This window comes from Duganella sp. 1224, from assembly GCF_013408245.1.
Taxonomy (GTDB): domain Bacteria; phylum Pseudomonadota; class Gammaproteobacteria; order Burkholderiales; family Burkholderiaceae_D; genus Rugamonas.
In genome coordinates, this window is record NZ_JACBYS010000001.1 from 2,416,680 (window position 1) to 2,442,395 (window position 25,716).

Genomic DNA, 25,716 nt, shown 5'->3' on the forward strand with positions numbered 1-25,716 from the left:
CATGCGCTAGACTGGCACATCAACGTGCAAGGAGGCAGTGTGGCAGAAGCAGAGTTTACGATCATCGACTCGTTGGCGGACATCGATCCGGCGCAGTGGCAGGCGCTGGCCGGCGACAATCCCACGCTGAGCTACACGTTTCTGCACGCGCTGCACGCATCGCAATGCGCCTCGGAGCGCACCGGCTGGACACCGCGCTACCTGGTGCTGCACCGCGACGGCGCGCTGCAGGCCGCCATGCCGCTCTACCTGAAGGACCACAGCCGCGGCGAATACGTGTTCGACCACGCCTGGGCCGACGCCTTTCACCGCCACGGCATCCCCTATTACCCCAAGCTGCTGTCGGCGGTGCCGTTCACGCCGGTGACCGGCAGCCGGCTGCTGGCGCACAACGCCGACGACCGCCGGCTGCTGGCGCGCGCCGCCGTGCAGGTGGCGCGGCAGCTGGAGACGTCGTCGCTGCACATCCTGTTCCCCGACGAGCAGGACCGGCAGGCGCTGGCCGACGCCGGCTTCATGCTGCGCGAAGGCGTGCAATTCCACTGGGAGAACCAGGACTACGCCGACTTCGACGCCTTCCTCGCCAGCATGAAGATGGAGAAGCGCAAGAAACTCCGCCAGGACCGCCGCCGCGTGGACGACGCCGGCATCCGCTTCGCGCACCTGGCCGGCCGCGCCATCACCGACGAGGTGCTGCGGTTTTTCTACCAGTGCTACGTCGCCACCTACGCCGCCCACTACTCCAAGCCCTATCTGTCGCTGGCCTTCTTCCAGCGCCTGCTGGCGGAAACGCCGGACAGCCTGATGATCGTGCTGGCCAAGCGCGGCGCGGCGCCGGTGGCGGTGGCGCTCAACCTGGTCGGCGGCAACGTCATGTACGGGCGCTACTGGGGCACGACCGAGTTCGTCTCCGGCCTGCACTTCGAAACCTGCTACGTGCAGTCGATCGACTACTGCATCCGCCACGGCATCGCCCGCTTCGAGGGCGGCGCACAGGGCGTGCACAAGATGTCGCGCGGGCTGGTGCCGACGCCCACCTGGTCGGCGCACTGGGTGGCCGATGCACGCTTCGCCGACGCCATCGCCGACTTCCTGGCCCAGGAAACCGCCGCCATGAACGACTATATCGACGAACTGTCCGAACACATCCCCTTCAAAGCCGACTGACGGCGCATGCCAGAACAAGGATTAGATGTACGGGAATTTACGTAAGGGAGTACAATGCCCCGGAATGAAAGCAATTTGCTTTACAGCAATTCATTCGGGCCTCTACTTGGCGCCCCCCTTGGAAAGTTTTCTAGGAACGTGGCAAATACAGCATGAATGCAGATTTTATAAAACAACGTAACCGCTTTAAATCCGCCACCATGAAGCGGATTGATGTCAGCGAAGAGTCGTACAACCATGTGACCAACATCCTGGCGACCATCGCCAAACCGTTTCATGTGCGCAAGGGAGAATACCTGCAACGCGCCGGCGTGCCGGCCACGCAGGTGCACTGGCTGGCCAGCGGCGTCGCCCGCAGCGGCTTTTTCAATCGCGAAGGCGTCGAGGTGACGCTGCGCTTCCACCGCGAGGGCGAATCGGCCACCACGCTGACCGACCTGATCAGCGGCGAAAGCGGCCAGCCGGCGGTGCAGTTCCTGATCGCCGAAACGCCGATCCACGGCTTTACGCTGGACTGGAAGATGGCCTCCGAGCTGCGCGCCCAGCACGAGGTGATGCAGCACTACCACCTGAACATCGCCATGGCCGGCCTGCAAAGCATGGCCCAGCGCGCCTACAGCAGCGGCGAAACCTCGGCGCAGGAACGGCTGGCGGCCTTCCGCGAAGAGTATCCGGGCCTGGAGGCGCGCATCTCGCAGCGCGCGATCGCCTCCTACCTGGGCATCACGCCGCAATACATGTCGCGTCTGCGCCGCGAGGCCGAGGCGGAAGGCAGCATCGACGACGCCGCCACCGGCGCCGAGCGGCACCAATAAAAAAACCCCGTGACCCGTGGCGCTGTTCGGCGCTACGGGTCACGGGGCGTTCGGCGGACGGCGGGAAAATCAGGCCGACTGCTTCTGGTAGTTGGCGACGCCGGTCAGGATTTCTTCCTTGGCCACTTCCGGACCGTGCCAGCCTTCGACCTTGACCCACTTGCCCTTTTCCAGGTCCTTGTAGTGCTCGAAGAAGTGCTGGATCTGGCGCAGGCGCAGTTCGTTCAGGTCTTCCGGCTTCTGCCAGTGGCTGTAGATCGACAGTACCTTGTCGACCGGCACGGCCAGCACCTTGGCGTCTTCACCGGCTTCGTCGGTCATCTTCAGCACGCCGATCGGGCGGCAGCGCACCACCACGCCTGGAATCAGCGGGAACGGGGTGATGACCAGCACGTCCACCGGATCGCCGTCAGCCGACAGGGTGTTCGGCACGTAGCCGTAGTTGCATGGGTAGTGCATGGCGGTGCCCATGAAACGGTCCACGAAGATCGCGCCCGACTCTTTATCGACTTCGTATTTGATCGGATCAGCGTTCATCGGGATTTCGATGATGACGTTGAAATCGTTCGGCACGTCTTTACCGGAAGACACTTTGTTCAAGCTCATGGATTTTCCTCTGTTTATAAGCGGGCGGTGTTTAACCGCGTCATTATATCGAAGTAGAGCCAGCTTGTGCGGCGCAACACCGTTGAACGTTTGTTATGATGTCGGCTGTTCTTATCCGGATACCGCATGATGATCTTCCGCCAACTGTTCGATCCCACCTCCTCCACCTACACCTACCTGCTGGGAGATGGCGGCGAGGCGGTGCTGATCGACCCGGTCTACGAACAGGTGCCGCGCGACCTGGCGCTGGTGCAGGAGCTGGGCCTGACGCTGCTGGCCACGCTGGACACCCACGTCCACGCCGACCACGTCACCGGCGCCTGGCGGCTGCGCCAGCGCACCGGCAGCCGCATCGCCGTCTCCGCCGCCGCCGGCGCCGCCGAGGCCGACACCACGCTGCGCCACGGCGACCGCATCAGCTTCGGCAGGCGCCACCTGAGCGTGCGCGCCACGCCCGGCCACACCAGCGGCTGCCTGACCTATGTGCTGGACGACGACAGCATGGCCTTCACCGGCGACAGCCTGCTGATTCGCGGCTGCGGCCGCACCGACTTCCAGCAGGGCAGCCCGCAGCAACTATTCGCGTCGGTGCACGAGCAGATCCTCAGCCTGCCGGCCGGCTGCCTGCTGTATCCGGCGCACGACTATCGCGGCATCACCGTCACCAGCGTGGCGGAAGAGCGGCGCTACAACCCGCGCCTGGGCGGCGACGTCGACGTCGGCGATTTCACCGGCCACATGAACAACCTCAACCTGCCGCATCCGAAGCTGATGGCGGTGGCGGTGCCGGCCAACCTGCGCTGCGGCAAGCCCGACGGCGACGTGCCGACCGACACCCCGGGCTGGGCGCCGCTGACGCTGCGTTTCAGCGGCGTGTGGGAAATCGAACCGATGGCGCTGCTGGAGCGGCTGGGCAAGGTCCAGATCGTCGACGTGCGCGAGGCGCCGGAATTCATCGACCAGCTGGGCCACCTGCCGGGCGCCACGCTGGTGCCGCTATCGCAGCTGACCGGCCGCGTGGACGAGTTCGACCGCGAGCGGCCGATCGTCGCCGTCTGCCGCTCCGGCGTGCGCTCGGCCCAGGCCAGCGTACTGCTGACCAAGGCCGGCTTCGGCAAAGTCGCCAACCTGGCCGGCGGCATGCTGCGCTGGAAACTCGAAGGCCTCCCCGCCGAGTGCGACCCCGCCTGAAAAAAACACCGGGGTCAGTGCCGACATTCGGACATTTCGCGCGCGAAATGTCCGAATGTCGGCACTGACCCCGGTGTTGGGTTTAGAGGATTGTTGCCAGTGCGCACTGGCGGTAGTGGTTGGCGGCTTCCGCTTCCTGGCCCAGCGCTTCGTGCATCTGCGCCAGTTTGAGGTGCGATTCACGCACCATGCGCGGATCGCCGGCGTCCGACAACGCCTGCTCCAGGTAGCGCTGCGCCTTGCCCCACAGTTTCTGCTTCAGGCACAGGGAACCCAGCGTCAGCGCCAGTTCGGCGTCGGTCGGGCGGGCGTTGGCCCAGTTCTCGCAATGCTCGATCTGCATCAGCAGCGCGGCCGAGCCGGCCGGCGCGGCGGCTTCGCGGTAGGTGCGCACCACGCGGTCGTCCCAGTCGGCCGCCAGCGATTCCTCCGCCACCAGGCGCGCTTCGTCGTGCAGGCCGCGCGCGTTCAGCGCGCTGGCGGCGCGGCACGCCACGTAGGGCTTGATGCGGTCGGCGGTCGGTACCGTCGACCACACGCGCAGCAGCGATTCGGCGTCGTGCGTGGGGTCGGACAGCAGGTCGTCGTAGGCCAGCTCGCGCAGGCGCGATGACAGCGCCGGATGCAGCGCGCGGTGCTTGTCCAGCGAGCGCACCAGGCGCAGCACTTCCGGCCAGTTCTTGGCCTGCTGCTGCGCTTTCAGCGACATCTGCAGCGCGTGGATGTGCCGCGTGCCGCTGGCGTTGAGCTCGCGCACCGCTTCCAGCGCCGCCTCCGGCTGATGGTCGTCGACCAGCAGTTCGGTCATGGTCATCAGGCGCGCGGTTTTCATCGTGTTGTCGTCGACCAGCTTGTTCAGCCACTGGTCGCGGCGCGCCGACTGCCGCATGCGGTGCGCGGCGCGGGCGCCGATCAGCGCTGCCACGCCGGCGTTTTCCGCCAACTCGGCGGCGCGCAGCGCGGCCTTTTCCGCGTGGCCGAAGCGGCCTTCGAACAGCGCTTTCAGCGCCTCGCGCAGGCCCTTGTTGCCGTCGCGCTCGCGCTTTTGCTGGCGGTAGGCGGCCACCTTGCCCGGCATCTTGACCGTGGCGCGGAAGGCGCGGATGACGATGTACAGGAAGGCAAACAGCGCCACTTCCAGCACCACGAAGAAGTTCAGCGACAGGTCGATGCGGTGCGGCGGGTAGAACAGCACCACATTGCCCGGATTGAACCGCGCCGTCACGGCAATGCCGATGGCGGCGGCCATCATGGCGACTAACCAGAGGAATAAACGCATGACTATGGCTTCGCTTTGTAGTTGCGCACGGCGTTCAGGCTGTCGGCCAGCGTCGGCATCTCGATCGCGAGATTGCTGCTCTGGACCTGGCGCAGCAGCGCCTGCACAGTCTGGGTGGAACGGGCGCGGGTGTCGAAATACTTGACCAGCGCGTCCTGCGCCGCGATCAGGTCGGCGCGGAAGGCGCCTTCGTTACGCGACAGCAGCGCCATGCGCGCGTTCAGCAGGCGCAGCTTGAGGTTCTCGCGCAGGAAATAGGCCTGGGTCGGCGACAGCATCAGCGCGTCCGGCGTGTCGACGTTGCGCACCCGCACCAGCTGGCGCACGTCGGTCCACATCTCGCTGCTCCAGCCGTTCCAGCCGTCCTGCAGCGCCTGCAGCCACGGGCTGGTGGTCTGCTCGACCACCACCGGCTTGCCGTCCTTGCCATGCACGACCTTGGTCTTGACCTTCTTCTCCGGCGCCGCCGGCAGCGCCGGCTTTTCGTCGGCCAGCATCGGCAGCGTGTCGATCTGCGCGATGGCGTTGTCCAGGCGCAGCGCCACGCCAACCGAATCGACGCTTGGCAGCGCCTTCAGCTTGTCGGTGTCACGCGCGATGGCGCGGCGGATGGTGATGAATTGCGGCTTGTCCGAGCGCGACAGGCTGCGGTCGGCGTTCTGCAGCGCGATCAGCGCGCCCGGCACATTGCCGGCCAGCTGCAGCTGCTGCGACGCCGTCGACAGCACCTGCTCGATCTCGGTCAGCGCCCATTCGTCGCGGTTCTTGGACAGATCCTGGTACAGCTGCTCCAGCGCCAGTTGCTGGCTCTGCGCCTCCTGCTGTTTGCTTTCCAGCAGCGCCACCTTGGCCTGCAGCTCCTTGGTGCTTTCCTGCACGCTGCGCACCAGGTTGCCGGTGTCGGCGTTGACGGCGTCGCCCTTTTGCAGGCGCAGCGCCATTTCCTCGCGCAGCTTGTTGACCCGCGCATGCGACGACCAGGTCTGGCCGGCCAGCAGGATGGCCAGCACGATGATCCCCACGGCCAGCATTTGCGGCTGTTGCAGGGTGTCGAGCAGGCTCGGTTCGGACTGCACGGGCGGGGTGGCCGGCGGCGGGGTCTCGCCGGCCTTGGCGGACGAGACGGCTGGGTCAGGTAAAGTAGGCAAATCGTTCATGGGCATGATTGTAACGCGGCCAGAAGGCGTTCGTCGCCTGATCCTGTGAGCGTCAGCTTGGAAAATCCTAAATTATTTGCCGTTTCGGCAATCCGGGCATGGGGCACGATCAGATGCTGTTGTTGCATTGCTACAACGCTATTGTGCTGCATCGCGTCAGGGTGCCGCAAGTCCATTTGCGCGAGCAGGCCGCACAGGCCGCGCAGGGCCTCGGAACTGGTGATGATCCAGTCGTTTTGCTGCGCCAGCAAACGGCGCAGCGTGGCGGCCAGCGCCGGCGTCAGCGCCGGCACCGAGCGGCGGTAGGCCGGCTGCACGTCAACCACGGCGCCAGCGTCGCGCAGGCCATCGGCCATCAGCTCGCGACCGCTTTCGCCGCGGATGATCAAGACGCGCCGGCCTTTCAGTGCGGCCAGGTCGAGCGCTTGCAGCAGGTGTTCGGAGTCGCTTGGCACGTGGTCCGGCGGACAGGCAATGCGGTAGCGCTCGGGCGTGACGCCGTGCGCGGCCAGCGCGCCGCGGCTGCCCTCGCCCACCACGGCCAGGGCCACCCGCGGCGGCCACGCAGCGATGTGGGCGAAGGCGGCGTCGATGGCGTTGGGCGAGACGAAGGCCACCAGCGCATACTCGTCCAGCCGCGCCAGCGTCGCTTGCAGCGCGCGCGGGTCGGCCAGCGGCGCGATTTCCAGCAGCGGCAGCACTTCGACCGCGCGGCCCAGGGCGGCCACGCGGGCCGCCAGCGGCGCAGCCTGCGCCAGCGGACGGGTGATGACGACGGCGCCGGCCATCCGTCTATCAGGCGGCAGGCTTGCCGTGGGCGCTGGCGGCCAGTTCGGCCGAGCGCGCGTCGTCGTCGGCCTGCGCCGCCTCGCTCAGGCAGGCGGCCAGGATGCCCTCGGCGTCCTGCGCGCGCAGCAGCTCGGCCACTTGCACGCCCAGCGCCTCGGCGTCGGCGGCCGCGCCGCGCGCCTCGGCGCTGATCATGCGCGTGCCGTCCGGCGTGGCCACCAGCGCGCGCAGATGCATCTGGTCGCCGGTAATGGTGGCGTACGACGCCAGCGGCACCTGGCAGCTGCCGCCAAACACCTGCGACACCTTGCGTTCGGCGATCGACACCAGCGCGCTCGGCTCGTGGTGCAGCGGCGCCAGGACCGAGGCCAGGTCGAGGCCGTCGTCACGCTGGGGGATTTCCAGCGCCAGCGTGCCCTGCCCCGGCGCCGGCAGGCTGAGGTCGGCATCCAGCACGGCGCGGATGCGCGACGCCAGGCCCAGGCGCTTGAGACCGGCGGCGGCCAGGATGATGGCGGCGTACTCGCCGCGGTCCAGCTTGGCCAGGCGGGTATCCAGGTTGCCGCGCAGCGGCTTGATCACCAGGTGCGGATAGCGCGCGGCGATCAGCGCCTGGCGGCGCAGGCTGCTGGTGCCGACAATGGCGCCGGCCGGCAGGTCGGCCAGCGACGCATAGTCGTTGGAGACGAAGGCGTCGCGCGCGTCCTCGCGCTCCAGCACGGCGGCCATGCTGAAGCCTTCCGGCAACTCCATCGGCATATCCTTCAGGCAGTGCACCGCCAGGTCGGCGCGGCCCTCGGCCATCGCCACTTCCAGTTCTTTCACGAACAGGCCCTTGCCACCGACCTTGGACAGGGTGCGATCCAAAATTTGATCGCCACGGGTCGTCATTCCCACAATTTTGACATCGCACTGAGGATATAATAATGCCAAGCGATCGCGGACGTGCTCGGCTTGCCACATGGCCAGACGGCTCTCGCGCGACGCAATGACCAATCTGGACGGGGAGTTTTGTACCAATTCGGATGTTTTCAAAACCAGTTCTTTCGCTGTAGCTGACGCTAACCGGCGCAAGCCAGTACCACGCGCGTGTTTAAGATCACAAATTTTAGCATGCTCACCTTCTCGCAGAACCGGGCCATAAGCCCATGCACCACATATTTCACCCTTTCGTGACTTAAAACACATGGCCAATCCATCTAGTGCATTGAACGAACAAGCTGCTGAACAACCGGGCGCCGACAAAGACGCGCCGCTGAAGGAAGACATACGCTTATTAGGCCGCCTGCTGGGCGACGTGCTGCGCGACCAGGAGGGCGAGGAAGTCTACGCCGTGGTCGAAACCATCCGCCAGACCGCCGTGCGCTTCCGCCGCGAGGCCGACGCCGGCGCCGCCAAGGAACTGGACGGCATGCTGAAGATCCTGACCAAGGAGCAGACCATTTCGGTGGTGCGCGCCTTTTCCTACTTCTCGCACCTGGCCAACATCGCCGAGGACCAGCACCACATCCGCCGCCGCCGCGCCCACCTGCTGGCCGGCTCCAGGCCGCAGCGCGGCAGCGTCGACTACGCGCTGTGCAAGCTGAAGGAGGCCGGCGTCGCCCAGGAAACGGTGTCAACCTTCTTCCAGGAAGCGCTGATTTCGCCGGTGCTGACCGCCCACCCGACCGAGGTGCAGCGCAAGTCCATCCTCGACGCCGAGCACGACATCGCCCGCCTGCTGGCCGAACGCGACCTGCCGCTGACGCCCAAGGAACGCGCCGCCAACCTGCACCTGCTGCGCGCCCGCATCGCCACGCTGTGGCAGACCCGCATGCTGCGTTACACCAAGCTGACCGTGGCCGACGAAATCGAGAACGCCCTGTCCTACTACCGCATCACCTTCCTGCGCGAACTGCCGGGCTTGTACGACGACATCGAGCAGGACATCGCCCACCACTACGGCCAGCAGGTGCCGATCGACGCGCCGTATGTGCAGATGGGCAGCTGGATCGGCGGCGACCGCGACGGCAATCCCAATGTCAACGGCAACACCATGTCGCACGCGCTGACGCGCCAGGCCACCACCATCCTCGACTTCTACCTGGAGGAGGCGCACACGCTGGGCGCCGAACTGTCGATCTCGACCCTGATGGTGGCCTGCACGCCCGAACTGCAAGCGCTGGCCGACCAGTCGCCCGACACCTCCGACCACCGCGCCGACGAGCCGTACCGCCGCGCGCTGATCGGCATCTACGCCCGCCTGGCCGCGACCGCGCGCGCGCTGGGCGCCACCAACATCCTGCGCAAGGAAGTCGGCCACGCCGAGCCGTACGCCGACGCCCGCGCCTTCTCGGCCGACCTGCAGGTGCTGATCGACTCCCTCAACGCCCACCACGGCGCGGTGCTGGTGCAGCCGCGCCTGTCCACGCTGAAGCGCGCGGCCGACATCTTCGGCTTCCACCTGGCCTCGCTGGACATGCGCCAGTCGTCCGACATCCACGAGCGCGTGCTGGCCGAGCTGTTCGCCAAGTCCGGCGTGCAGGCCGACTACGCCGCGCTGGACGAGGACGCCAAGGTGCGGCTGCTGCTGAGCGAACTGGCCCAGCCGCGCCTGCTGAATTCGCCGTACGTGACCTACTCGGACGAAACCGTGTCCGAACTGGGCGTGCTGCGCGCCGCGCGCGAGATCCGCGCCCGCTACGGCGCGCGCGCCATCCGCAACTACATCATCTCGCACACCGAAACCGTGTCCGACCTGCTGGAAGTGCTGCTGCTGCAAAAAGAGCTGGGCCTGCTGCGCATCGCCGCCGGCGACGCCGGCCCGGAGCTGGACCTGATGGTGATCCCGCTGTTCGAAACCATTCCCGACCTGCAGCGCGCCGCCGGCATCATGGAAGCGGTGATGGCGATTCCGCTGGTGAAGGAACTGATCGGCAAGCAGGGCCAGATCCAGGAAGTCATGCTCGGCTATTCGGACTCCAACAAGGACGGCGGCTTCCTCACCTCCAACTGGGAGCTGTACAAGGCCGAAACCAACCTGGTCAAGGTGTTTGAAAAAGCCGGCGTCAAGCTGCGCCTGTTCCACGGCCGCGGCGGCACGGTCGGCCGCGGCGGCGGTCCGTCGTACGACGCCATCCTGGCGCAGCCGCACGGCACCGTGAACGGCCAGATCCGCCTGACCGAACAGGGCGAGATCATCGCCTCCAAGTTCTCCAACAAGGACATCGGCCGCCGCAACCTGGAACTGCTGGTCGCGGCCACGCTGGAAGCCAGCCTGCTGCCGCAGCCGGAAGACGCCGAACACAGCAAGCAACTGCACCAGTTCGAGACCATCATGGCCGAGATTTCGGACCGCGCCTACAAGGCCTACCGCAACCTGGTCTATGAAACGCCCGGCTTCACCGACTACTTCTTCACCGCCACGCCGATTGCCGAGATCGCCGAGCTGAACCTGGGTTCGCGCCCGGCCTCGCGCAAGTCGACCAAGCGGATCGAAGACCTGCGCGCGATTCCCTGGGGCTTCTCGTGGGGCCAGTGCCGATTGCTGCTGCCGGGCTGGTACGGCTTCGCCAGCGCCATCGGCGGCTGGATCGCGGATGGCGACCAGGCCGCGCGCCTGGCGCAGCTGCAAGCCATGTTCCAGCACTGGCCGCTGTTCGCCACGCTGCTGTCCAATATGGACATGGTGCTGGCCAAGACCGACCTGGCAATCGCCTCGCGCTACGCCGAGCTGGTGCAGGACAAGGAACTGCGCGAGCGCATCTTCAAGCGCATCACCGAGGAGCATGCCAACACGCTGGAGATCCTGCAAAGCATCACCGGCGCCAGCGAGCGCCTGGCCGGCAATCCGCTGCTGGCGCGCTCGATCCAGAACCGCTTTGCGTACCTGGATCCGCTGAACCACCTGCAGGTCGAACTGATCAAGCGCCACCGCGCGCTATCGGCGGAAAGCAAGGCCGACGAGCGTGTCCACCGCGGCATCCACCTGTCGATCAACGGCGTGGCGGCCGGCTTGCGCAACACCGGTTAAGCTACACCGCCCTGTACCAACGCCCCGGCCTCCGCAAGGACGCCGGGGCGTTTTATTTTAAAAATTGCAACACGTAGCAAAATTACATTACAATTCGGAAATGAATCCGTTTGCGTTCCCACCGTACGTCGAGATTAGCCAGGTCATGGGCTGGCTGCAGGCCGAAACCGGCGAGCCGTTGCTGAGCGGCGAGGCCGAACTGCGCAACATCATCGCGTTGATGCCGCATCCGCTGTTCATCAAGAATGCCCGTTCACAGCTGGTGATGATGAATCCGGCCTGTGAGGCCTTGTGGGGCGTGCGCTTTGCCGACGTGGCCGGCACCGATGGCAGCGGCAAGCTGCCGGACGATCAGGTCGCGATGCTGCGCGAACATGACCGGCAAGCGTTCAGCGACGGCGCCACGCGGATCGACGAGGCGCAGGTGTGGAACTGCGGGCGCGCGGAAATGCGCTGGCTGCTGATCCACAAGCGGCCGACTTATGACGCGCACGGCCGGCCGCACCTGCTGATCGCCAGCTGCATCGACATCACCGGGCGCAAGCGCAGCGAAACCGCCCTGGCGGCCGTGCTGCAGCAGCAGGACGCCACCACCCACCAGCACCGCCGCATCGCCCTCGGCATCCAGAACGACCTGGCGCAGAACCTGCTGGCCCTCAAGCTGGACATCGACCTGCTGCACGGCCGCACCCGCGCCCACCAGCCGCGGCTGCACGCGCGCGCGGCGCAGGCGCTGGAGACGCTCAACACCAGCATCGCCGCCGTGCGCGAGGTCATCAACGAATTGCATCCGGCCACGCTGGAATTGGGCCTGGCGGCCGCCATCGAATGGCAACTGCAGCAAATCAAGCAGCGTCATGGCCTGCCCTACCAGTTGCGGATACTGAACGACAGCGCCACGCTCGATGCGCCCCGCACGTCGGCGCTGTTTCACGCCGTGCAGGCGGCGCTGAGCCAGCTCAAGGACAGCGCCAGCCTGCTGGCCATCACGCTCGACTTGCGCCACCCGCGCACCACGGTCGCCATCCACAGCGGCCACCGCGGCGCCCCGCCCGACCTGACGCCGATGCGTGCGCACCTGGCCGCCATCAACGGCGAACTCGCCTTCCGCGACGGCACACTGGAAATTCAGCTCCCGACTTAAACTGGTGCCGGCACCGCTCGCTTCAGCGACCACGCACTGGCGCAGTTGCTCATGCGTGCGGCAGCCAGGCGGGTTTGGTGTCGGTGTACAGTTCACGCTCCACGTGGCCGGCGTATTCCGGCTCCAACGTGCCGAGCGTGACGGCGATGCGGTCGGGCGCGCGCGTGCTGCGCCAGAAGATATTCGAGCCGCACACGCGGCAGAAACCACGACGCCCCTCATCTGAAGAGGCATACTCGGTGACCAGGTCCGCGCCTTGCTCAATCACGAAGCCGGCGCTGGCCACGTTGGCATACGAGCCCGCCCCGGCGCCATGCTGCTTTTGGCACATGGTGCAATAGCAGTGACTCGCGTGCAAGACCGGCAACGCCGCCCGATAGCGGATACCACCGCATAAGCAGCTTCCGTGCAACTCTCCACTGTCGCTCATCATGCTCTCCTGATCGATTAATATCGTCATAGCGGCCCCTTGAACAACATCACTTCGATGAAGCCGCGCCGGGCGGCGTTGACTTGCACTTGTGTCAGCAGGAAATCGGCGCCATCGCCCGCCACATCGAGCGACGCTTCGTACGGGACGTCGGCGTTGTCGAGCGCCCGCGCCGTCAGCGCAAGATCGAAGCAGGATGCCGCCTTCAGTTGGATGAGCCTGCGCATCAACCGGCCGGCCATCACGTACGCCTCCTTGCGCGAGGCCCCCTTGTCCAGAACGGCCGCGCCGCTGAAGCGGAACGTTGTCACCAGGTACTCGCACCCGCCGTGCAGGATCTCCAGCGCCTCGCCCGACGTCAGTTGCAATGTCTCCCGCGCCTCGTGGCTGGAAATGCGCGTGAAACGATGATGCTGAACGCCCTGCTGGCGCTCGCCGAACACCGGCGCCGACTCGCCGCGCGCACAAGCGTCGTCCGCGCACAGGGCGCGCAGCGGCGCCAACAGGCACAGCGCCAGCAATACGCGCCTCATGACGCCAGCGCGGATGCGTCGGTGACGCGGCTGCGGCGCTTGTGGCTCATCCATTATTCCGCCATGGAAAGTTTTAAATTTTACAATATTAACACGAAAAAAAGGGAGGCACGTGGCCTCCCTTTCGCTTCGTTTAACTTCGCTGCACCTTAGTTCTGCGTCAGGAAGGTTTTCAGCTTGTCCGAGCGCGACGGCTGGCGCAGCTTGCTCATCGCCTTGGCTTCGATCTGGCGGATACGCTCGCGCGTCACGTCGAACTGCTTGCCCACTTCTTCCAGCGTGTGGTCGTTCGACATCTCCACGCCGTAGCGCATGCGCAGCACCTTGGCTTCGCGCGGCGTCAGCGAGTCCAGCACTTCCTTGATGACGTTGCGCATCGAGGCGTGCAGCGCGGCGTCCAGCGGCGCCAGCGTGGTGTTGTCTTCGATGAAGTCGCCCAGCTGCGAATCGCCATCCTCGCCCATCGGCGTTTCCATCGAGATCGGCTCCTTGGCGATCTTCATGATTTCGCGGACCTTGTTCTCCGGCATTTCCATCTTGACCGCCAAGGTCGCCAGGTCCGGCTCGCTGCCGGTTTCCTGCATGATCTGGCGCGAGATGCGGTTCATCTTGTTGATCGTCTCGATCATGTGCACCGGCACGCGGATGGTGCGCGCCATGTCGGCGATCGAACGGGTAATGGCCTGGCGGATCCACCACGTCGCGTAGGTCGAGAACTTGTAGCCGCGACGGTATTCGAACTTGTCCACCGCCTTCAGCAGACCGATATTGCCTTCCTGGATCAGATCGAGGAACTGCAGGCCGCGGTTGATGTACTTCTTGGCGATCGAGATCACCAGGCGCAGGTTGGCCACCGTCATCTCGCGCTTGGCCTGGCGGGCGCGCTTCTCGCCGGCCGCCATCTGCTTGTTGATCTTGCGCAGGTCGGCCAGCGGCAGCGCCACGCGCACCTGCAGGTCGATCATCTTGCGCTGCAGCTCTTTCACGGCCGGCACGTTACGGCCCAGCACGGTGCTGTACGGGTAACCGGCGTCGACTTCGCCATCGACCCAGTCCAGGTCCGTCTCGTTGCCCGGGAACACCTTGATGAAGTGGGCGCGCGGCATGCCGCAGCGGTTGACGCACAGGTCCAGCACCGCGCGTTCGATCGAACGCACTTCTTCCATCTGGCCGCGCAGCGTGTCGCACAGCTTCTCGACCACCTTGGCGGTGAAGCGGATGCCCAGCAGTTCGGCCGAGATGGCTTCCTGCGCGGCCACGTAGGCCTTGGAGCCGTAGCCGCCGCTGGCCTTGCGCATTTTTTCGAACTGGGCCGAGATGAAGGCGAACTTGTCCAGCGCGGCGATTTTCAGCTGCGCCAGTTGCTCGGTCGAGTAGCCGGCCGCGCCGCCGCCGGCGTCGCCGTCTTCTTCCTCGACCTCGTCCTCGACGTCCTCTTCGTCCTCGTCCTCGGCGGCGGCGCTGACGGCCGGCGCGGCGGCGGCCTCGTTCGGATCGACAAAGCCGTCGACCACGTCGTCGACCTTCATTTCGTCGGATTCGATCTTGTCCGCCAGCGCGATGATTTCAGCGATGGTGGTCGGGCAGGCGGAAATCGCCTGGATCATGTCCTTCAGGCCTTCCTCGATGCGCTTGGCGATCTCGATCTCGCCCTCGCGCGTCAGCAGCGCCACGGCGCCCATCTCGCGCATGTACATGCGGACCGGGTCGGTGGTGCGGCCAAAGTCCGAATCGACGGTCGACAGCGCGGTGGCGGCGGCGGCCTCAACCTCGTCGTCCGAGGTCACGGTGGCCACGTTATCGCTCAGCAGCAGCGCCTCGGCGTCCGGCGCGCGCTCGTAGATGGCGATGCCCATGTCGTTGAAGGTGGCGATGATGCCTTCGATCGCTTCCGGATCGATGATGTTTTCCGGCAGCTGGTCGTTGATCTCGGCATAGGTCAGGAAGCCGCGCTCCTTGCCCATGTTGATCAGGTTCTTGATCTGGGCACGGCGCTTCTCCAGCTCCTCGGCGCTGGCCTTCGGATCGATGCCCAGGATGTCGCCCTTGGCCTTGCGCTCGCGCGCCTTGGACACCGCCTTCAGCTCGGCGCGCTCGACCGCGTTCAGCGCCGCCACCTCATCGTTTTCCGGCGTGAATTCGGACGGCTTGCGGCCGCGGCGGCCCGGCACCTTGACGCCCGGCAGCAGGTAGCCCGAGGTGTCGATCGCGGCCAGCGCGGCGGCGTCGGTCACCTGGCTGACGGCCGGCGCGGCCGGCGCGGTGGTGACGAGCACCGGCGCCGGCTCGGCCTTGGCCTTGACCAGCTTGGACTTCGGCGCGGCCTTGACGGTCACCGCCGGCGCCTCGTCGGCGACGGCGCTGGCGGCGCTCTTGCGCGCCACCTTGACGGCCTTGGCCGGCGCGTCGGCCAGCTCGGCGCTCTGCACGTCGGCCACGGCGGCGTCGGCGGCGGCGCTCAGACGGGTTTTCTTTTTGACTACCGTAACTTTGCTCGCTGCCTCTTCATTATCGATCACATAAGATAGAGTCGTCTTCGGCACCACCAGTGGCGCGGCGCTGGCGCGGGCGGCGGGCTTTTTGACGGACAACGTTAAAGTTTTCGGTTTTGTCATTAGAAATCTCTCAATGCTATACGTCAGGAAAATGACAAAAAAGCGCGCCCCGCGCCGACCGCGAGCGGTGCGCATGGGTGGAAATGTTGTAATTTAGCTGACGAATTTCTGCGGAATAAAAAAAGCCCGCATCCAGCCACGGGCTTGTTTCTCTTTTCAGGGAAGAATGAGAAGGGCAAATGAGAAGGGCCTAAGCCCTAGTTCAGACCATCCGAATCGCATCCTGTACCAAACTGAATTACACCGTCCTGCCGTTGGTGCGTCGAGCATTATACACGTTTTGCGCCGCCGACGCACGTCCGCGCGTGCGCTTAACCCCTTCCTAAGCATGAGCAAAGTGCTACAGTGGTCTAAAAGGCACTGCAATCCGATGGGCCGCATGATATGCTGACGGTTGTTGCTTAACCTATGAAGTCGATGAACACTAGCCTTACCCCCCAGCCTCCGGCCGACGAGCCAGCTACCGCTGCCTCCGCGCCGGCACCTGCCGCCCACACCCCGCGCAGCCTGCTGAAACAATTGCAAACCCAGTTCCCTGCTTTCCGCGATTTCCTGCCACTGGCCATCGGGATCGACAAGCAGCTGCTGGCGGTCATGCCCGACCTGGACCGCAAAACCATGCGCACCGCGCTGGGCATCCACACCGGGTCGCTGCGTTATCTGAAAGTCATGGAAAAAGCCAAGGTGCGCCACGACCTCGACGGCAAACCGGGCGCCGAAGTCACCGACACCCACCGCGCCCACGCCACCCAGGTGCTGCAGGAGCGTTTCAAGAAAGAAGCCGAGCGCAAGAAGGCCGAGCGCGAGGCCAAGGCCGCCGAGGAAGCCGCGCGCGTGCGCGCCGACAAGCTGAACCAGCTGGCCGCGAAGTTCTCCAAGAAGGGCTGAGTTGGATCGTCAGCCCGCGGCAGCGGCAGAAGACGATCTGCCGCCGTACATCGGCATCGACATCGCCGACGTGCGCATGGTGGTCACGCCGGAACAGGCCGTCGCCGCGCGCGACGCCCTGCTGGCGTGCGACGCCATCGGCTTCGATACCGAATCCAAGCCCACCTTCACCCGCGGCGAAACCTCGACCGGGCCACACCTGATCCAGTTCGCCACCGACAGGCAGGCCTACCTGCTGCAGATCGGCGACAGCACCGAGCCGCACATCCGCGCCATGCTGATCGCCGTGCTGGAGCGGCCGCTGCCGCTGAAGATTGGCTTTGGCCTGTCGGACGACGTCAAGCGCCTGCACGCCAAGCTGGATATCCGCTGCGCCGGCATCGTCGACATGTCGGTGGCGCTGCGCACGCCGGGCCAGCGCAACGACCTGGGCGCGAAAACAGCAGTGGCCAAGTTCTTCGGCCTCAAGCTGCAGAAGTCAAAGAAGATTTCGACCACCAACTGGGCGCTGCCGCGCCTGAACGAAAAGCAGATCCTGTACGCGGCCGACGATGCCCAGGTGGCCTTGCGCGTCTATCGCCACTGGATAGGCCAGGGCAACAAGTTGCCGCCACTCAAGGCTGTCAAATTACCAAAGCCGCCTAAAACCGGTATATCCTAGGCAAGCGGCCGCCATGCGCCGCCTGCACAAGGAGGGGTATGCCGATTTTTGCCGCACTGGGTCTCGCCGCTGCGCTGGCCGCCACGCCGCCGCCGCCACCGCCACCGCCAGACACGCTGGCGCAGCGCATCGCCGCCTGCCTGTCCTGCCATGGCGTCAAGGAGCGCGGCGACGCCTACTTTCCGCGCATCGCCGGCAAGCCGGCCGGCTATCTGTACAACCAGTTGCGCCATTTCCGTGACGGCCACCGGCATTATCCGATGATGACCTACATGGTCGCCAACCTGTCGGACGATTATCTGCGCGAGATTGCCGACTACTTCGCGGCGCAGCATCCGCCCTATCCGCCGCCACCGCCCGGCAGCGGCAGCAGCGCGTCGGCGGCGCAGGTGGCGCGCGGCGACCTGCTGGTGCATCAGGGCGACGCGGCGCGGCAGATTCCCGCGTGCGTCAGCTGCCATGGCGCGGCGCTGACCGGCGTCGAGCCGGCGCTACCTGGCCTGCTGGGCCTGCCCAGCGACTACATCAACGCCCAGTTCGGCAACTGGAAGAACAAGACGCGCCGCGCCACCGCGCCTGACTGCATGGCCACCATCGCCGCGCGCCTGAGCGACAGCGACGTGGCCGCCCTCTCCGCCTGGCTCAGCAAGCAGATCCCGGACGCCAACGCCCGCCCCGCCGCCACCATCCCCACGCCGCTGCCGATCGCCTGCGGCAGCTACCCACCCGCCACCGGCGCACCGGGCGCCCGCGGAGACGCAAGCGGGGGCGCGAAATGAGGAAAATCGTTTATGCCGTTGTTGCCGCCGCGCTGCTCGCCGCCGCCGCCGCCCTCGTTCTGCTGGCCCTGCAGTTCCGCCGCCCGCCCGCCAGCACGCCGTCGGCCGCCACCGCCGCGCTCCCGGCCGACGAGCGCATCGCCCGTGGCGCCTACCTGGCCAAGGCCGGCGACTGCATGAGCTGCCATACGGCGCGCGGCGGCCAGCCCTACGCCGGCGGCCGCGCGCTGCAGACGCCGTTTGGCGCCGTCATCGCCCCCAACATCACCGCCGACCAGCACACCGGCATCGGCGCCTGGACCCGCGACGACTTCTGGCGCGCCCTGCACCATGGCCAGTCGCGCGACGGCCGCCTGCTGTACCCGGCCTTCCCCTACACCAACTACACCCGTATCACGCGCGACGACGCCGACGCCCTCTACGCCTATTTGCAAACGGTGCCCGCCGTCATCCAGGCCAACCAGCCGCACCAGCTGCGCTTCCCCTACAACCTGCAAATCGCGCTGGCCGCCTGGCGCGTGCTGTACTTCAAGCCGGCAGTGTTCCTGCCCGAAACCGGCCAATCGCTGGACTGGAATCGCGGTGCCTACCTGGTGCAAGGGCTGGGACATTGCAGCGCCTGCCACAGCGCGCGCAACCCGCTCGGCGCGACCGAGGGTGAAACCCTGTCCGGCGGCATGATCCCGGCGCAAGGCTGGTACGCGCCGGCGCTCAACACGCGCGCCGACTGGGAGCCAGTCCATCTGGCCGCGCTGCTGAAAACCGGCGTCTCGCCGCGCGCGGCGGTGTTCGGGCCGATGGCGGAAGTGGTGAGGGAGAGCCTGCAATACCTGGACGACAGCGACATCCACGCCATCACCGTCTACCTGAAAGCGCTGCCGGCCGCGCCCAGGCCGGCGACATTCGAGCGCGACAGCGCGCCGGAAGCGGTGGGCTTCCTGGCCGCCGGCGGCAAGCTGTATGAAAAGCATTGCGCCGCATGCCACGGCGCGGACGGCGCCGGCAAGCCGCCGGTCGACCCGCCGCTGGCCGGCAACCAGGCGCTGACCATGACCAACGCCGTCAATCCGATCCGCATCGTGCTGAATGGCGGCTTCGCGCCCGCCACCGCCGGCAATCCGCGTCCGCACAGCATGCCGCCGTTCGGCCACGCGCTGAACGACACCGAAGTGGCGCAGATCGTCTCCTACCTGCGCAGCGCGTGGGGCAACAATGCGCCGCCGGTCAGCGGCAAAGACGTCAACCGCTACCGCGCCGTGCCGCTCGATTAAGGCTCGACGAAGCCGATGCGGTCGGTGGTGGCGTTGCGCGCGTCCTGCACCGAGATCTTGCCCTCGGCCAGCAACGCGTGCAGCGCCGTGTTCATCGTGTGGCAGCCCTCGCCCGGCTGGTCTTCCATCCAGATGCGCAGGTTGGAAATCTTGCCATTGGCGATCATCTCGGTCACCTGCGGATTATTGGTCAGGCACTCGGTGGCCAGGTAGTAGCGCTCGCCCTTGACGGCCGGCAGCAGCGCCTGGCACAGCACCCCGCGCAGCGCGTGGGCCAGCGCCTGGGCCTGCGCCTCGGTGTTGCCCAGCAGGCGCAACATCTTCTGCAAGCCCAGCTCGGTCGAGCGCGCGTGCAGCGAGGCCAGCACCAGGGGACCGGCTTCGGCCAGCGCCAGCGCCTCCTGCGCGGTCTGGGCGTCGCGGATTTCGCCGATGACGATCACGTCCGGCCGCTCGCGCAGCGCATCCAGCGCGCCCAGATAAAAGCTCTCGACGTCGCCGTCGGCGCCCACCTCGCGCTGGGTGATCACGCACTGGCGCTGCGGGATCAGGGTTTCCACCGGGTCCTCGATGGTGATGATGTGGCCGGAGCGGTGCTTGTTGATCTCGTCCAGCATGGAGGCGATGGTGGTCGACTTGCCCTGGCAGGTGTCGCCGATGATCAGCACCAGCCCACTGGTCAGCTTGGCGAAGTTCTGCTCGTGCTGACCCAGGCCCAGCTTGGCCAGCGGCATCGGTTCCTTGGGGAAGCGGCGGATCACGCAACCGAGCCGCTTGCGGCCCTGGAAGCTGAAGCAGTTGGCGCGGATGCGCGCCGTGTGCAGGTCGACCGCGCGGTCGAAGGCGCGGTCCTGGATGCGCTCCGCCCAGTTCGGTTCCACCACCTCGAAGAATTCCTGCAACTCCTCGCGCGTGATGGGCGAGTCGGTGACGGCCACCAGCCCCTTGGGCTGGCGCAGCATCAACGGGCTGTTCTGGTGGATCAGGATATCGCTGAAAATCAGCTTGGAGTTCAGCAGGTGCAGGATCTGCTCGACGAGCGTGCCGAACACCGGATGGTCTTCGTTCTCGATATAGCTCAGGGTGCGAATTTGCGACGATTGGTAGTGTTCCATCTCTGCTCAAATCTCCGTGGATGCCGGATGATTATAAGAGAAAAACTTGCAACACCGAAACTTTTTCAGTCCCGCCGCTTGGGATAGCGGAAACCGTTGCGCAAATCCATACTGAAGCGTTCGCCGTTGGCGGTGACCAGCACATGCTCGGGCGGTTCCTCGCCCGCCAGTGGCCGGTAGAACACCGGCAGGCCCTCGGCCTTGCGCACCAGCTCGTCGCAGCGCTCGTAGACGTTGGGGCAGCCGGTGTCGGCCAGCAGGGCCTGCACGATCGGCACCTTCCAGGCGTCGACGCCGGCCGACTGGAACTGGCAGATCAGGTAGCCGGCGGTGCCGCCCCAGCTGTCCACCAGCAGGCCCGGCAGGCCGTCCTCGTCGCCGCGGATCACCGGCACCAGGTCGGTCGGGGCGGCGGCGCGCACGCTGCCGGCGCGCTTGGCGATGGCGGCGCGCACGCGGCGCTTCATCATCGCGTGGTCGACCGGCTCGTCCTGCTGGTAGCTCCAGACGCGCGCGCGGATGTCGGATTTCGGGTTCCAGGCGGCGCGCGCGATGAACTGGCGCGACGAGGTCTGGAGCACGGCGGTGGCGCCGGGCTGGTTCTTTTCTTGCGGGCGGCCGTCGACGCGCTCGATGGCGGTGGCGTAGACCAGCAGGTCGCCGGCCAGCAGGCGTTTTTCCTTGCCCTGTTTGATGGTGATGGTAAGCATAGGCCGAATGATACCTCATGCGCAGCCCAGGCCCGGCTGCATGCATTCTGCGCCGCGCAGGCTGCAATCCGTCGCAGCGCGGTGTCGCGCGCCGGCACGGCTGCGTACCATGCATACTCAAGACAACTGATTTTGAGGAGAAACACCATGATCCGCCGCCGCATCCTGACTTCCCTGCTGCTCTCCGCCGGCCTGCTGGCCGCCGCCCCCGTCATGGTCGCCCAGGCCGGACCGCTCAGTTGGCTCGGCGGCGGCGAGCGCGTGCAAGGCAGCGGCAAGATCGTCAAGCAGAACCGCGAGGTCGGCCACTTCAGCGCGCTGTCGATCGGCATCAGCAGCGACGTCGACATCCGCCTCGGCAACACCGAAGGCGTGATCGTTGAAACCGACGACAACCTCCAGCCGCTGATCGAAACCCGGGTCGAGGACGGCACGCTGCGGATCCGCCCGGCGAAGAACAACCTGCGGGTCGACACCCGCAACATGAAGATCATCGTCATGGCGCGCACGCTGGACAAGCTGTCCATCGGCGGCTCCGGCAACGTCAGCGCCGACAAGCTGCGCGGCGAAAAGCTGACCATCGACGTCGGCGGCTCGGGCTCGGTCAACATCGGTCAGATGGACAGCGAATCGGTGTCCATCGCACTGGGCGGCAGCGGCAGCCTGAAGGCGGCCGGCAACACCGAGCGCCTGCAGGTGTCGATCGGCGGCTCGGGCAAGGTGCAGGTCGGCCAGCTGCAGTCGCGCGACGCCGTGGTCAGCATCGGCGGCTCCGGCCAGGCCACCGTGTGGGCCAAAAAATCGCTGAACCTGAGCGTGGCCGGTTCCGGCGACATCCATTACTACGGCGACCCGCAGATCAGCAAGAGCGTCATGGGCTCCGGCAGCATCCAGCGCCTGGGTGGCGCCCCGCTCTGATCAGTTGAGCTTGTCGAGCAATTGCTGCACGGCGGCGGTAATCGCCGCCGCTTGCGCTTGCGCTTGCGCCACTTCCACCACCGGCAAATCGCCAAACGGCTTGCGGGCGCTGCGCACCTGGGCCGCGCTGGTGTCCAGACTGTCCAGTTCGGAAGCGCGGGCGCGCCAGTAGGTGGGCTTGCGCGCTTGCGCGGCTTGGGCCGCCGCCAGCGCCGCGCCGATCTCGCCGTTGATGCCGCTGGCCGGATAGGCGCAGCCGTCGGCGGTCTGGCCCTGTTCCACCGCGTTCAGGCAGGCCAGCACGCCCGCCAGGCGGGCGGCACGGTCGGCCGGCAGCGCGTCTTCATGCAGCGGGTCGACCAGCACCAGGCCGGCCACCGCGCCGCGCGCGCGCCAGGTGAACTGCTGCGCCACCAGCGCGCCATAGCCGGCGCCCACCAGCACGAACGGCGCCTCCAGGTGGGTGTTCCTGACCAGAAAACTCAAGTCCTTGCTGGCGTTGGCGACCGTGGCGGCGCGGATGATGGGATCGCTGGCGCCCAGGCCGGCGCGGTCGTAGACGCAGGCGCGGGTGCGCGCCGCCACCGCTGGCAGCACCGCCGACCAGTCCCAGCCAGCGCGGCCAGCATCGGCCTCGAACAACACGGTCGGCGATCCTTTGCCGGTGCAATACAGGTTGAGCTTGCGGCCGCCGACGTCAACCCGCACTTGCGGCCCGGCCAGGGCATTTTGGCCGGCCGGCGGTTCAGCGCGGGCGCCAGCGCCGGCCAGCATGGCAAGGGCCACACAGGCCTGGAACAGATGTTTTTTCATGGCATGAAATATATCATTGCGAAGAGGGAAATTGGCTGCGGTCGCACGGGGTAATCGTTTTTCTGGCAAAGTAGCGGGTATTCGGCGCCGGCACGGGCGCCCTTGACAGACATTACCGGAGATTTCGCATGACTACGACCAACTACCCTAACGTCCGCCTCCTGATCGCCAACGAGTGGACCGACGCCGTCGGCGGCAAGACCCTTCCGGTCGTCAATCCGGCCACCGGCAAGGAAATCGGCACCGTGGCGCACGCCAGCATCGCCGACCTGGACCGCGCGTTGGCCGCGGCGCAGAAAGGTTTCGAGGCCTGGCGCAAGGTGCCGGCCTTCGAGCGCACCGCCACGCTGCGCCGCGCCGCGGCCCTGCTGCGCGACCGCGCCGACGAGATCGCCCGCCTGCTGACCCAGGAACAGGGCAAGCCGCTGGCCCAGGCGCGCGCCGAGGCGATGGCTGGCGCCGACATCATCGACTGGTTCGCGGCCGAGGGCATGCGCGTCTATGGCCGCATCGTGCCGTCGCGTAATCCGGCGGCGCAGCAGCTGGTGCTGAAGGAGCCGGTCGGCCCGGTGGCGGCGTTCACGCCGTGGAACTTCCCGATCAACCAGGTGGTGCGCAAGCTGGCCGCGGCGCTGACCACCGGCTGCTCCTTCCTGTGCAAGGCGCCGGAGGAAACCCCGGCCTCGCCGGCCGCGCTGTTCCAGTGCTTCATCGATGCCGGCGTGCCGGCCGGCACGGTAGGCCTGGTGTTCGGCAATCCGGCCGAGATTTCCAACTACCTGATTCCGCACCCGGTGATCCGCAAGGTGACCTTCACCGGTTCGACGCCGGTGGGCAAGCAGCTGGCCGCGCTGGCCGGCGCGCACATGAAGCGCGTGACGATGGAGCTGGGCGGCCACGCGCCGGTGATCGTGGCGGAAGACGCCGACGTGGCGCTGGCGGTGGAAGCAGCCGGCGGCGCCAAGTTCCGCAATGCCGGCCAGGTGTGCATCTCGCCGACCCGCTTCCTGGTGCATAACAGCATCAAGGAGGAATTCACCCGCGCGATGGTGGCGCACGCCGAGCGTCTGCAGTTGGGCAACGGCCTGGTGGAAGGCACGACGCTGGGGCCGCTGGCCAATCCGCGCCGCGTGGCGGCCATGACGCAGTTCGTGGAGGATGCGCGCGCCAAGGGCGCCAATGTGGCGACCGGTGGTTTGCGCGTGGGCAGCGAGGGCAACTTCTTCGCGCCGACCATTCTGGCCGATGTGCCGCTGAACGCCAGCGTGTTCAACGACGAGCCGTTTGGCCCGGTGGCGGCGATACGCGGTTTCGATACGCTGGATGAGGCGATTGCCGAGTCCAACCGGTTGCCGTTTGGCCTGGCCGGCTATGCGTTCACCCGGTCGATCAAGAACGCGCATCAGCTGATGCACAATGTGGAGGTGGGCATGCTGTGGCTGAACCAGCCCGCCACCCCGAGCGCCGAGATGCCGTTTGGCGGCGTGAAGGATTCGGGCTATGGCTCGGAAGGCGGCCCGGAGGCGCTGGAAGCGTATCTGAACACCAAGTCGGTATCGCTGCTGGGCGTGTAAGCTTTTGTCTCAGCCCTCGGCAAACAACTGCCGGGGGCTGGCGCCATCAAATAGCGCCCTGATCCAGCGGTTCAGCTGATCCACATCGGCGACTGCAACACGCGACGCCACTTCGGGTGGCATCGCGTCACCAATCAAGCTACACACCAAACTCCGCAGCGCCAGCCGCTGCCCTTCGCGGCGTCCCTGCTCCAGGCCACGTTCAAGCCCCTGCTCCAGGCCACGTTCCAGACCTTGCTCCAAACCTTGTTGCAGGCCTTGCTCCAAACCTTGTTGCAGGCCTTGCTCCAAGCCTTGCTCCAAGCCTTGCTCCAGGCCTTCCTGCAGTCCCTGCTTCAATCCCTCTTCCCGCCCTTGCTGCAGTCCTTCCACAATTGCTTTTTCGCGTGCCTTGGCGATCGGACGTTCAAACATTCCGGGGTCGAACATTTCGTCGTATGAGAATTTTCTGCGCATTTTCATGGTGAATGCCTCCTCAAGATCCATGCTAGTCTCCACTGCGGCGTCCTGCAAGGTGAACTGAATCCAGCGCGTCAGGCGGTCACGGACCGCGTCCATGTCACGCTCCCGTATGCGCTCCGCCAGCAGATCCAGCGCCTCGCGCAGTTCCGGATCCGTGGCGGCATCCAGCAAGCGGAACAACAGGCTGACGACATCGGCCCGCGCGGTACCGTGGTGCTGGTCGATCAGCAGATATTGCTGGCCCGGCTGAAAGCGCTCCAGCCCAAATGGCGCCGGCAACATCAGCGAGGTCAAGCTGGTGGCGGCGCGCCAGGGACTGCGGCCGTGATACAGCACGAGCGGCAGCACCGGCGGCAGCTTGCCATGCTTGCTGAGCTTATGCTGCGCCACCAGATCCTGGTAGAGCAAGCCCACGTAGACCTGCATGCGCAAGGCCATCCACTTATCCGGCCGCGCCTGGAATTCCAGCAGAATGTAGACATACACCCACTCGCCGCCAATCCGCGCCCGCCACACCACATCGTCATGGCGCGCCTGGCCGTGATCGCTGGCATAGCTGGCGTTGACGCGTTCCAGCGCCTCCACCGTCAAGCCCCGCGCCCAATCTGCGCTGAGAAAACCGGCCACCAGGTCGCGCACGATTTCCGGATGGGCGAATAACTGCTTGTACAGATTGTCGGCGCGGGCGTTCATGAAAAATATTCTAGCTTTCGCCCCCGTTGCCGAGTACGCTTGGTGACGGGCCTGGTTTGGCGCTCCTCAACAAAACCTCACAAGAAGGAGAAAT

At 66.2% G+C, this 25,716-nt stretch carries 23 protein-coding genes; 11 read left to right on the top strand and 12 right to left on the bottom strand.

Going from position 1 to position 25,716, the window contains the following annotated elements; translation table 11 throughout:
• The first annotated feature begins 39 nt into the window (after positions 1 to 39).
• Together FHW58_RS10745 and FHW58_RS10750 are read left to right on the top strand one after the other, a co-directional pair.
• Entirely contained in the window at positions 40 to 1,167 is a 1,128-nt protein-coding gene (locus tag FHW58_RS10745; RefSeq protein ID WP_373996653.1) for a GNAT family N-acetyltransferase, read from the top strand.
• A 200-nt stretch (positions 1,168 to 1,367) separates the two neighbouring features.
• Positions 1,368 to 1,982: a Crp/Fnr family transcriptional regulator gene (locus tag FHW58_RS10750; RefSeq protein WP_179672990.1), complete on the top strand. Its 615-nt coding sequence runs from the start codon at positions 1,368 to 1,370 to the stop codon at positions 1,980 to 1,982.
• Between the two features lie 69 nt (positions 1,983 to 2,051).
• Here the strand turns inward: FHW58_RS10750 and ppa are convergent, their stop codons facing one another.
• Positions 2,052 to 2,588: an inorganic diphosphatase gene (gene ppa / locus FHW58_RS10755; RefSeq protein WP_179672991.1), complete on the bottom strand. Its 537-nt coding sequence runs from the start codon at positions 2,586 to 2,588 to the stop codon at positions 2,052 to 2,054.
• A gap of 129 nt (positions 2,589 to 2,717) precedes the next feature.
• On the opposite strand from ppa, the gene FHW58_RS10760 reads away from it, so the two are divergent.
• Positions 2,718 to 3,779 carry an MBL fold metallo-hydrolase gene (locus FHW58_RS10760; RefSeq protein WP_179673377.1) on the top strand — a complete coding sequence of 354 codons (1,062 nt, stop codon included), beginning with the start codon at positions 2,718 to 2,720 and terminating at the stop codon, positions 3,777 to 3,779.
• Positions 3,780 to 3,861: 82 nt separating this feature from the next.
• Here the strand turns inward: FHW58_RS10760 and FHW58_RS10765 are convergent, their stop codons facing one another.
• The 4 genes from FHW58_RS10765 to hemC are packed head-to-tail and all read right to left on the bottom strand — an operon-like array spanning position 3,862 to position 8,024.
• The gene (locus FHW58_RS10765; RefSeq protein ID WP_179672992.1) at positions 3,862 to 5,058 is read right to left on the bottom strand and encodes a heme biosynthesis protein HemY; all 1,197 of its coding nucleotides are present in this window, start codon (positions 5,056 to 5,058) and stop codon (positions 3,862 to 3,864) included.
• A 2-nt stretch (positions 5,059 to 5,060) separates the two neighbouring features.
• The gene (locus tag FHW58_RS10770; protein ID WP_179672993.1) at positions 5,061 to 6,215 is read right to left on the bottom strand and encodes a uroporphyrinogen-III C-methyltransferase; all 1,155 of its coding nucleotides are present in this window, start codon (positions 6,213 to 6,215) and stop codon (positions 5,061 to 5,063) included.
• The gene (locus FHW58_RS10775; protein ID WP_179672994.1) at positions 6,212 to 7,003 is read right to left on the bottom strand and encodes a uroporphyrinogen-III synthase; all 792 of its coding nucleotides are present in this window, start codon (positions 7,001 to 7,003) and stop codon (positions 6,212 to 6,214) included. The genes FHW58_RS10770 and FHW58_RS10775 overlap by 4 nt, the downstream gene beginning before the upstream one ends.
• A gap of 7 nt (positions 7,004 to 7,010) precedes the next feature.
• Entirely contained in the window at positions 7,011 to 8,024 is a 1,014-nt protein-coding gene (hemC, locus tag FHW58_RS10780; RefSeq protein ID WP_179672995.1) for a hydroxymethylbilane synthase, read from the bottom strand.
• Between the two features lie 166 nt (positions 8,025 to 8,190).
• Between hemC and ppc the strand changes: the two genes are divergently transcribed.
• On the top strand, positions 8,191 to 11,016 hold the full coding sequence (gene ppc / locus FHW58_RS10785; protein WP_179672996.1) for a phosphoenolpyruvate carboxylase: 2,826 nt from the start codon (positions 8,191 to 8,193) through the stop codon (positions 11,014 to 11,016).
• 100 nt (positions 11,017 to 11,116) lie between these two features.
• Complete coding sequence (locus FHW58_RS10790; RefSeq protein ID WP_179672997.1) at positions 11,117 to 12,160, top strand: PAS domain-containing protein; 1,044 nt, start codon at positions 11,117 to 11,119, stop codon at positions 12,158 to 12,160.
• 49 nt (positions 12,161 to 12,209) lie between these two features.
• On the opposite strand, the gene FHW58_RS10795 is transcribed toward FHW58_RS10790, so the two are convergent.
• The 3 genes from FHW58_RS10795 to rpoD all read right to left on the bottom strand — a co-directional run bounded on the left by FHW58_RS10795 (position 12,210) and on the right by rpoD (position 15,738).
• Entirely contained in the window at positions 12,210 to 12,620 is a 411-nt protein-coding gene (locus FHW58_RS10795; RefSeq protein WP_308937270.1) for a GFA family protein, read from the bottom strand.
• The gene (locus FHW58_RS10800; protein ID WP_179672999.1) at positions 12,617 to 13,177 is read right to left on the bottom strand and encodes a hypothetical protein; all 561 of its coding nucleotides are present in this window, start codon (positions 13,175 to 13,177) and stop codon (positions 12,617 to 12,619) included. Before FHW58_RS10800 ends, FHW58_RS10795 begins: the two co-directional genes overlap by 4 nt.
• 95 nt (positions 13,178 to 13,272) lie before the next feature.
• Positions 13,273 to 15,738, bottom strand: a complete 2,466-nt coding sequence (gene rpoD, locus FHW58_RS10805; protein WP_179673000.1) for an RNA polymerase sigma factor RpoD — start codon at positions 15,736 to 15,738, stop codon at positions 13,273 to 13,275.
• 408 nt (positions 15,739 to 16,146) lie between these two features.
• On the opposite strand from rpoD, the gene FHW58_RS10810 reads away from it, so the two are divergent.
• The 4 genes from FHW58_RS10810 (at position 16,147) to FHW58_RS10825 (ending at position 19,337) form a co-directional block, all read left to right on the top strand.
• Positions 16,147 to 16,626: a ProQ/FINO family protein gene (locus FHW58_RS10810; RefSeq protein ID WP_179673001.1), complete on the top strand. Its 480-nt coding sequence runs from the start codon at positions 16,147 to 16,149 to the stop codon at positions 16,624 to 16,626.
• Positions 16,627 to 16,702: 76 nt separating this feature from the next.
• On the top strand, positions 16,703 to 17,287 hold the full coding sequence (locus tag FHW58_RS10815; RefSeq protein ID WP_179673378.1) for a 3'-5' exonuclease: 585 nt from the start codon (positions 16,703 to 16,705) through the stop codon (positions 17,285 to 17,287).
• Positions 17,288 to 17,325: 38 nt separating this feature from the next.
• Positions 17,326 to 18,066, top strand: coding sequence for a c-type cytochrome (locus tag FHW58_RS10820; protein ID WP_179673002.1), 741 nt, complete (start codon positions 17,326 to 17,328; stop codon positions 18,064 to 18,066).
• Positions 18,063 to 19,337 (top strand): cytochrome c, encoded by a 1,275-nt coding sequence (locus FHW58_RS10825; protein ID WP_179673003.1) that lies wholly within the window; start codon positions 18,063 to 18,065, stop codon positions 19,335 to 19,337. The genes FHW58_RS10820 and FHW58_RS10825 overlap by 4 nt, the downstream gene beginning before the upstream one ends.
• Here FHW58_RS10825 and FHW58_RS10830 read toward each other — a convergent pair.
• Positions 19,334 to 20,452 (bottom strand): type IV pilus twitching motility protein PilT, encoded by a 1,119-nt coding sequence (locus FHW58_RS10830; protein WP_179673004.1) that lies wholly within the window; start codon positions 20,450 to 20,452, stop codon positions 19,334 to 19,336. The genes FHW58_RS10825 and FHW58_RS10830 overlap by 4 nt on opposite strands.
• A gap of 65 nt (positions 20,453 to 20,517) precedes the next feature.
• Entirely contained in the window at positions 20,518 to 21,162 is a 645-nt protein-coding gene (locus FHW58_RS10835) for an SAM-dependent methyltransferase (RefSeq protein ID WP_179673005.1), read from the bottom strand.
• Positions 21,163 to 21,309: 147 nt separating this feature from the next.
• Here FHW58_RS10835 and FHW58_RS10840 point away from each other — a divergent pair, with 147 nt between their 5' ends.
• Positions 21,310 to 22,080, top strand: coding sequence for a head GIN domain-containing protein (locus tag FHW58_RS10840; RefSeq protein WP_179673006.1), 771 nt, complete (start codon positions 21,310 to 21,312; stop codon positions 22,078 to 22,080).
• Here the strand turns inward: FHW58_RS10840 and FHW58_RS10845 are convergent, their stop codons facing one another.
• Positions 22,081 to 22,893: an alpha/beta fold hydrolase gene (locus tag FHW58_RS10845; RefSeq protein ID WP_229265126.1), complete on the bottom strand. Its 813-nt coding sequence runs from the start codon at positions 22,891 to 22,893 to the stop codon at positions 22,081 to 22,083.
• Positions 22,894 to 23,021: 128 nt separating this feature from the next.
• Here FHW58_RS10845 and FHW58_RS10850 point away from each other — a divergent pair, with 128 nt between their 5' ends.
• Positions 23,022 to 24,467, top strand: coding sequence for an NAD-dependent succinate-semialdehyde dehydrogenase (locus FHW58_RS10850; protein WP_179673007.1), 1,446 nt, complete (start codon positions 23,022 to 23,024; stop codon positions 24,465 to 24,467).
• Between the two features lie 9 nt (positions 24,468 to 24,476).
• On the opposite strand, the gene FHW58_RS10855 is transcribed toward FHW58_RS10850, so the two are convergent.
• Entirely contained in the window at positions 24,477 to 25,622 is a 1,146-nt protein-coding gene (locus tag FHW58_RS10855) for an Rpn family recombination-promoting nuclease/putative transposase (protein ID WP_179673008.1), read from the bottom strand.
• Between the last annotated feature and the right edge of the window lie 94 nt (positions 25,623 to 25,716).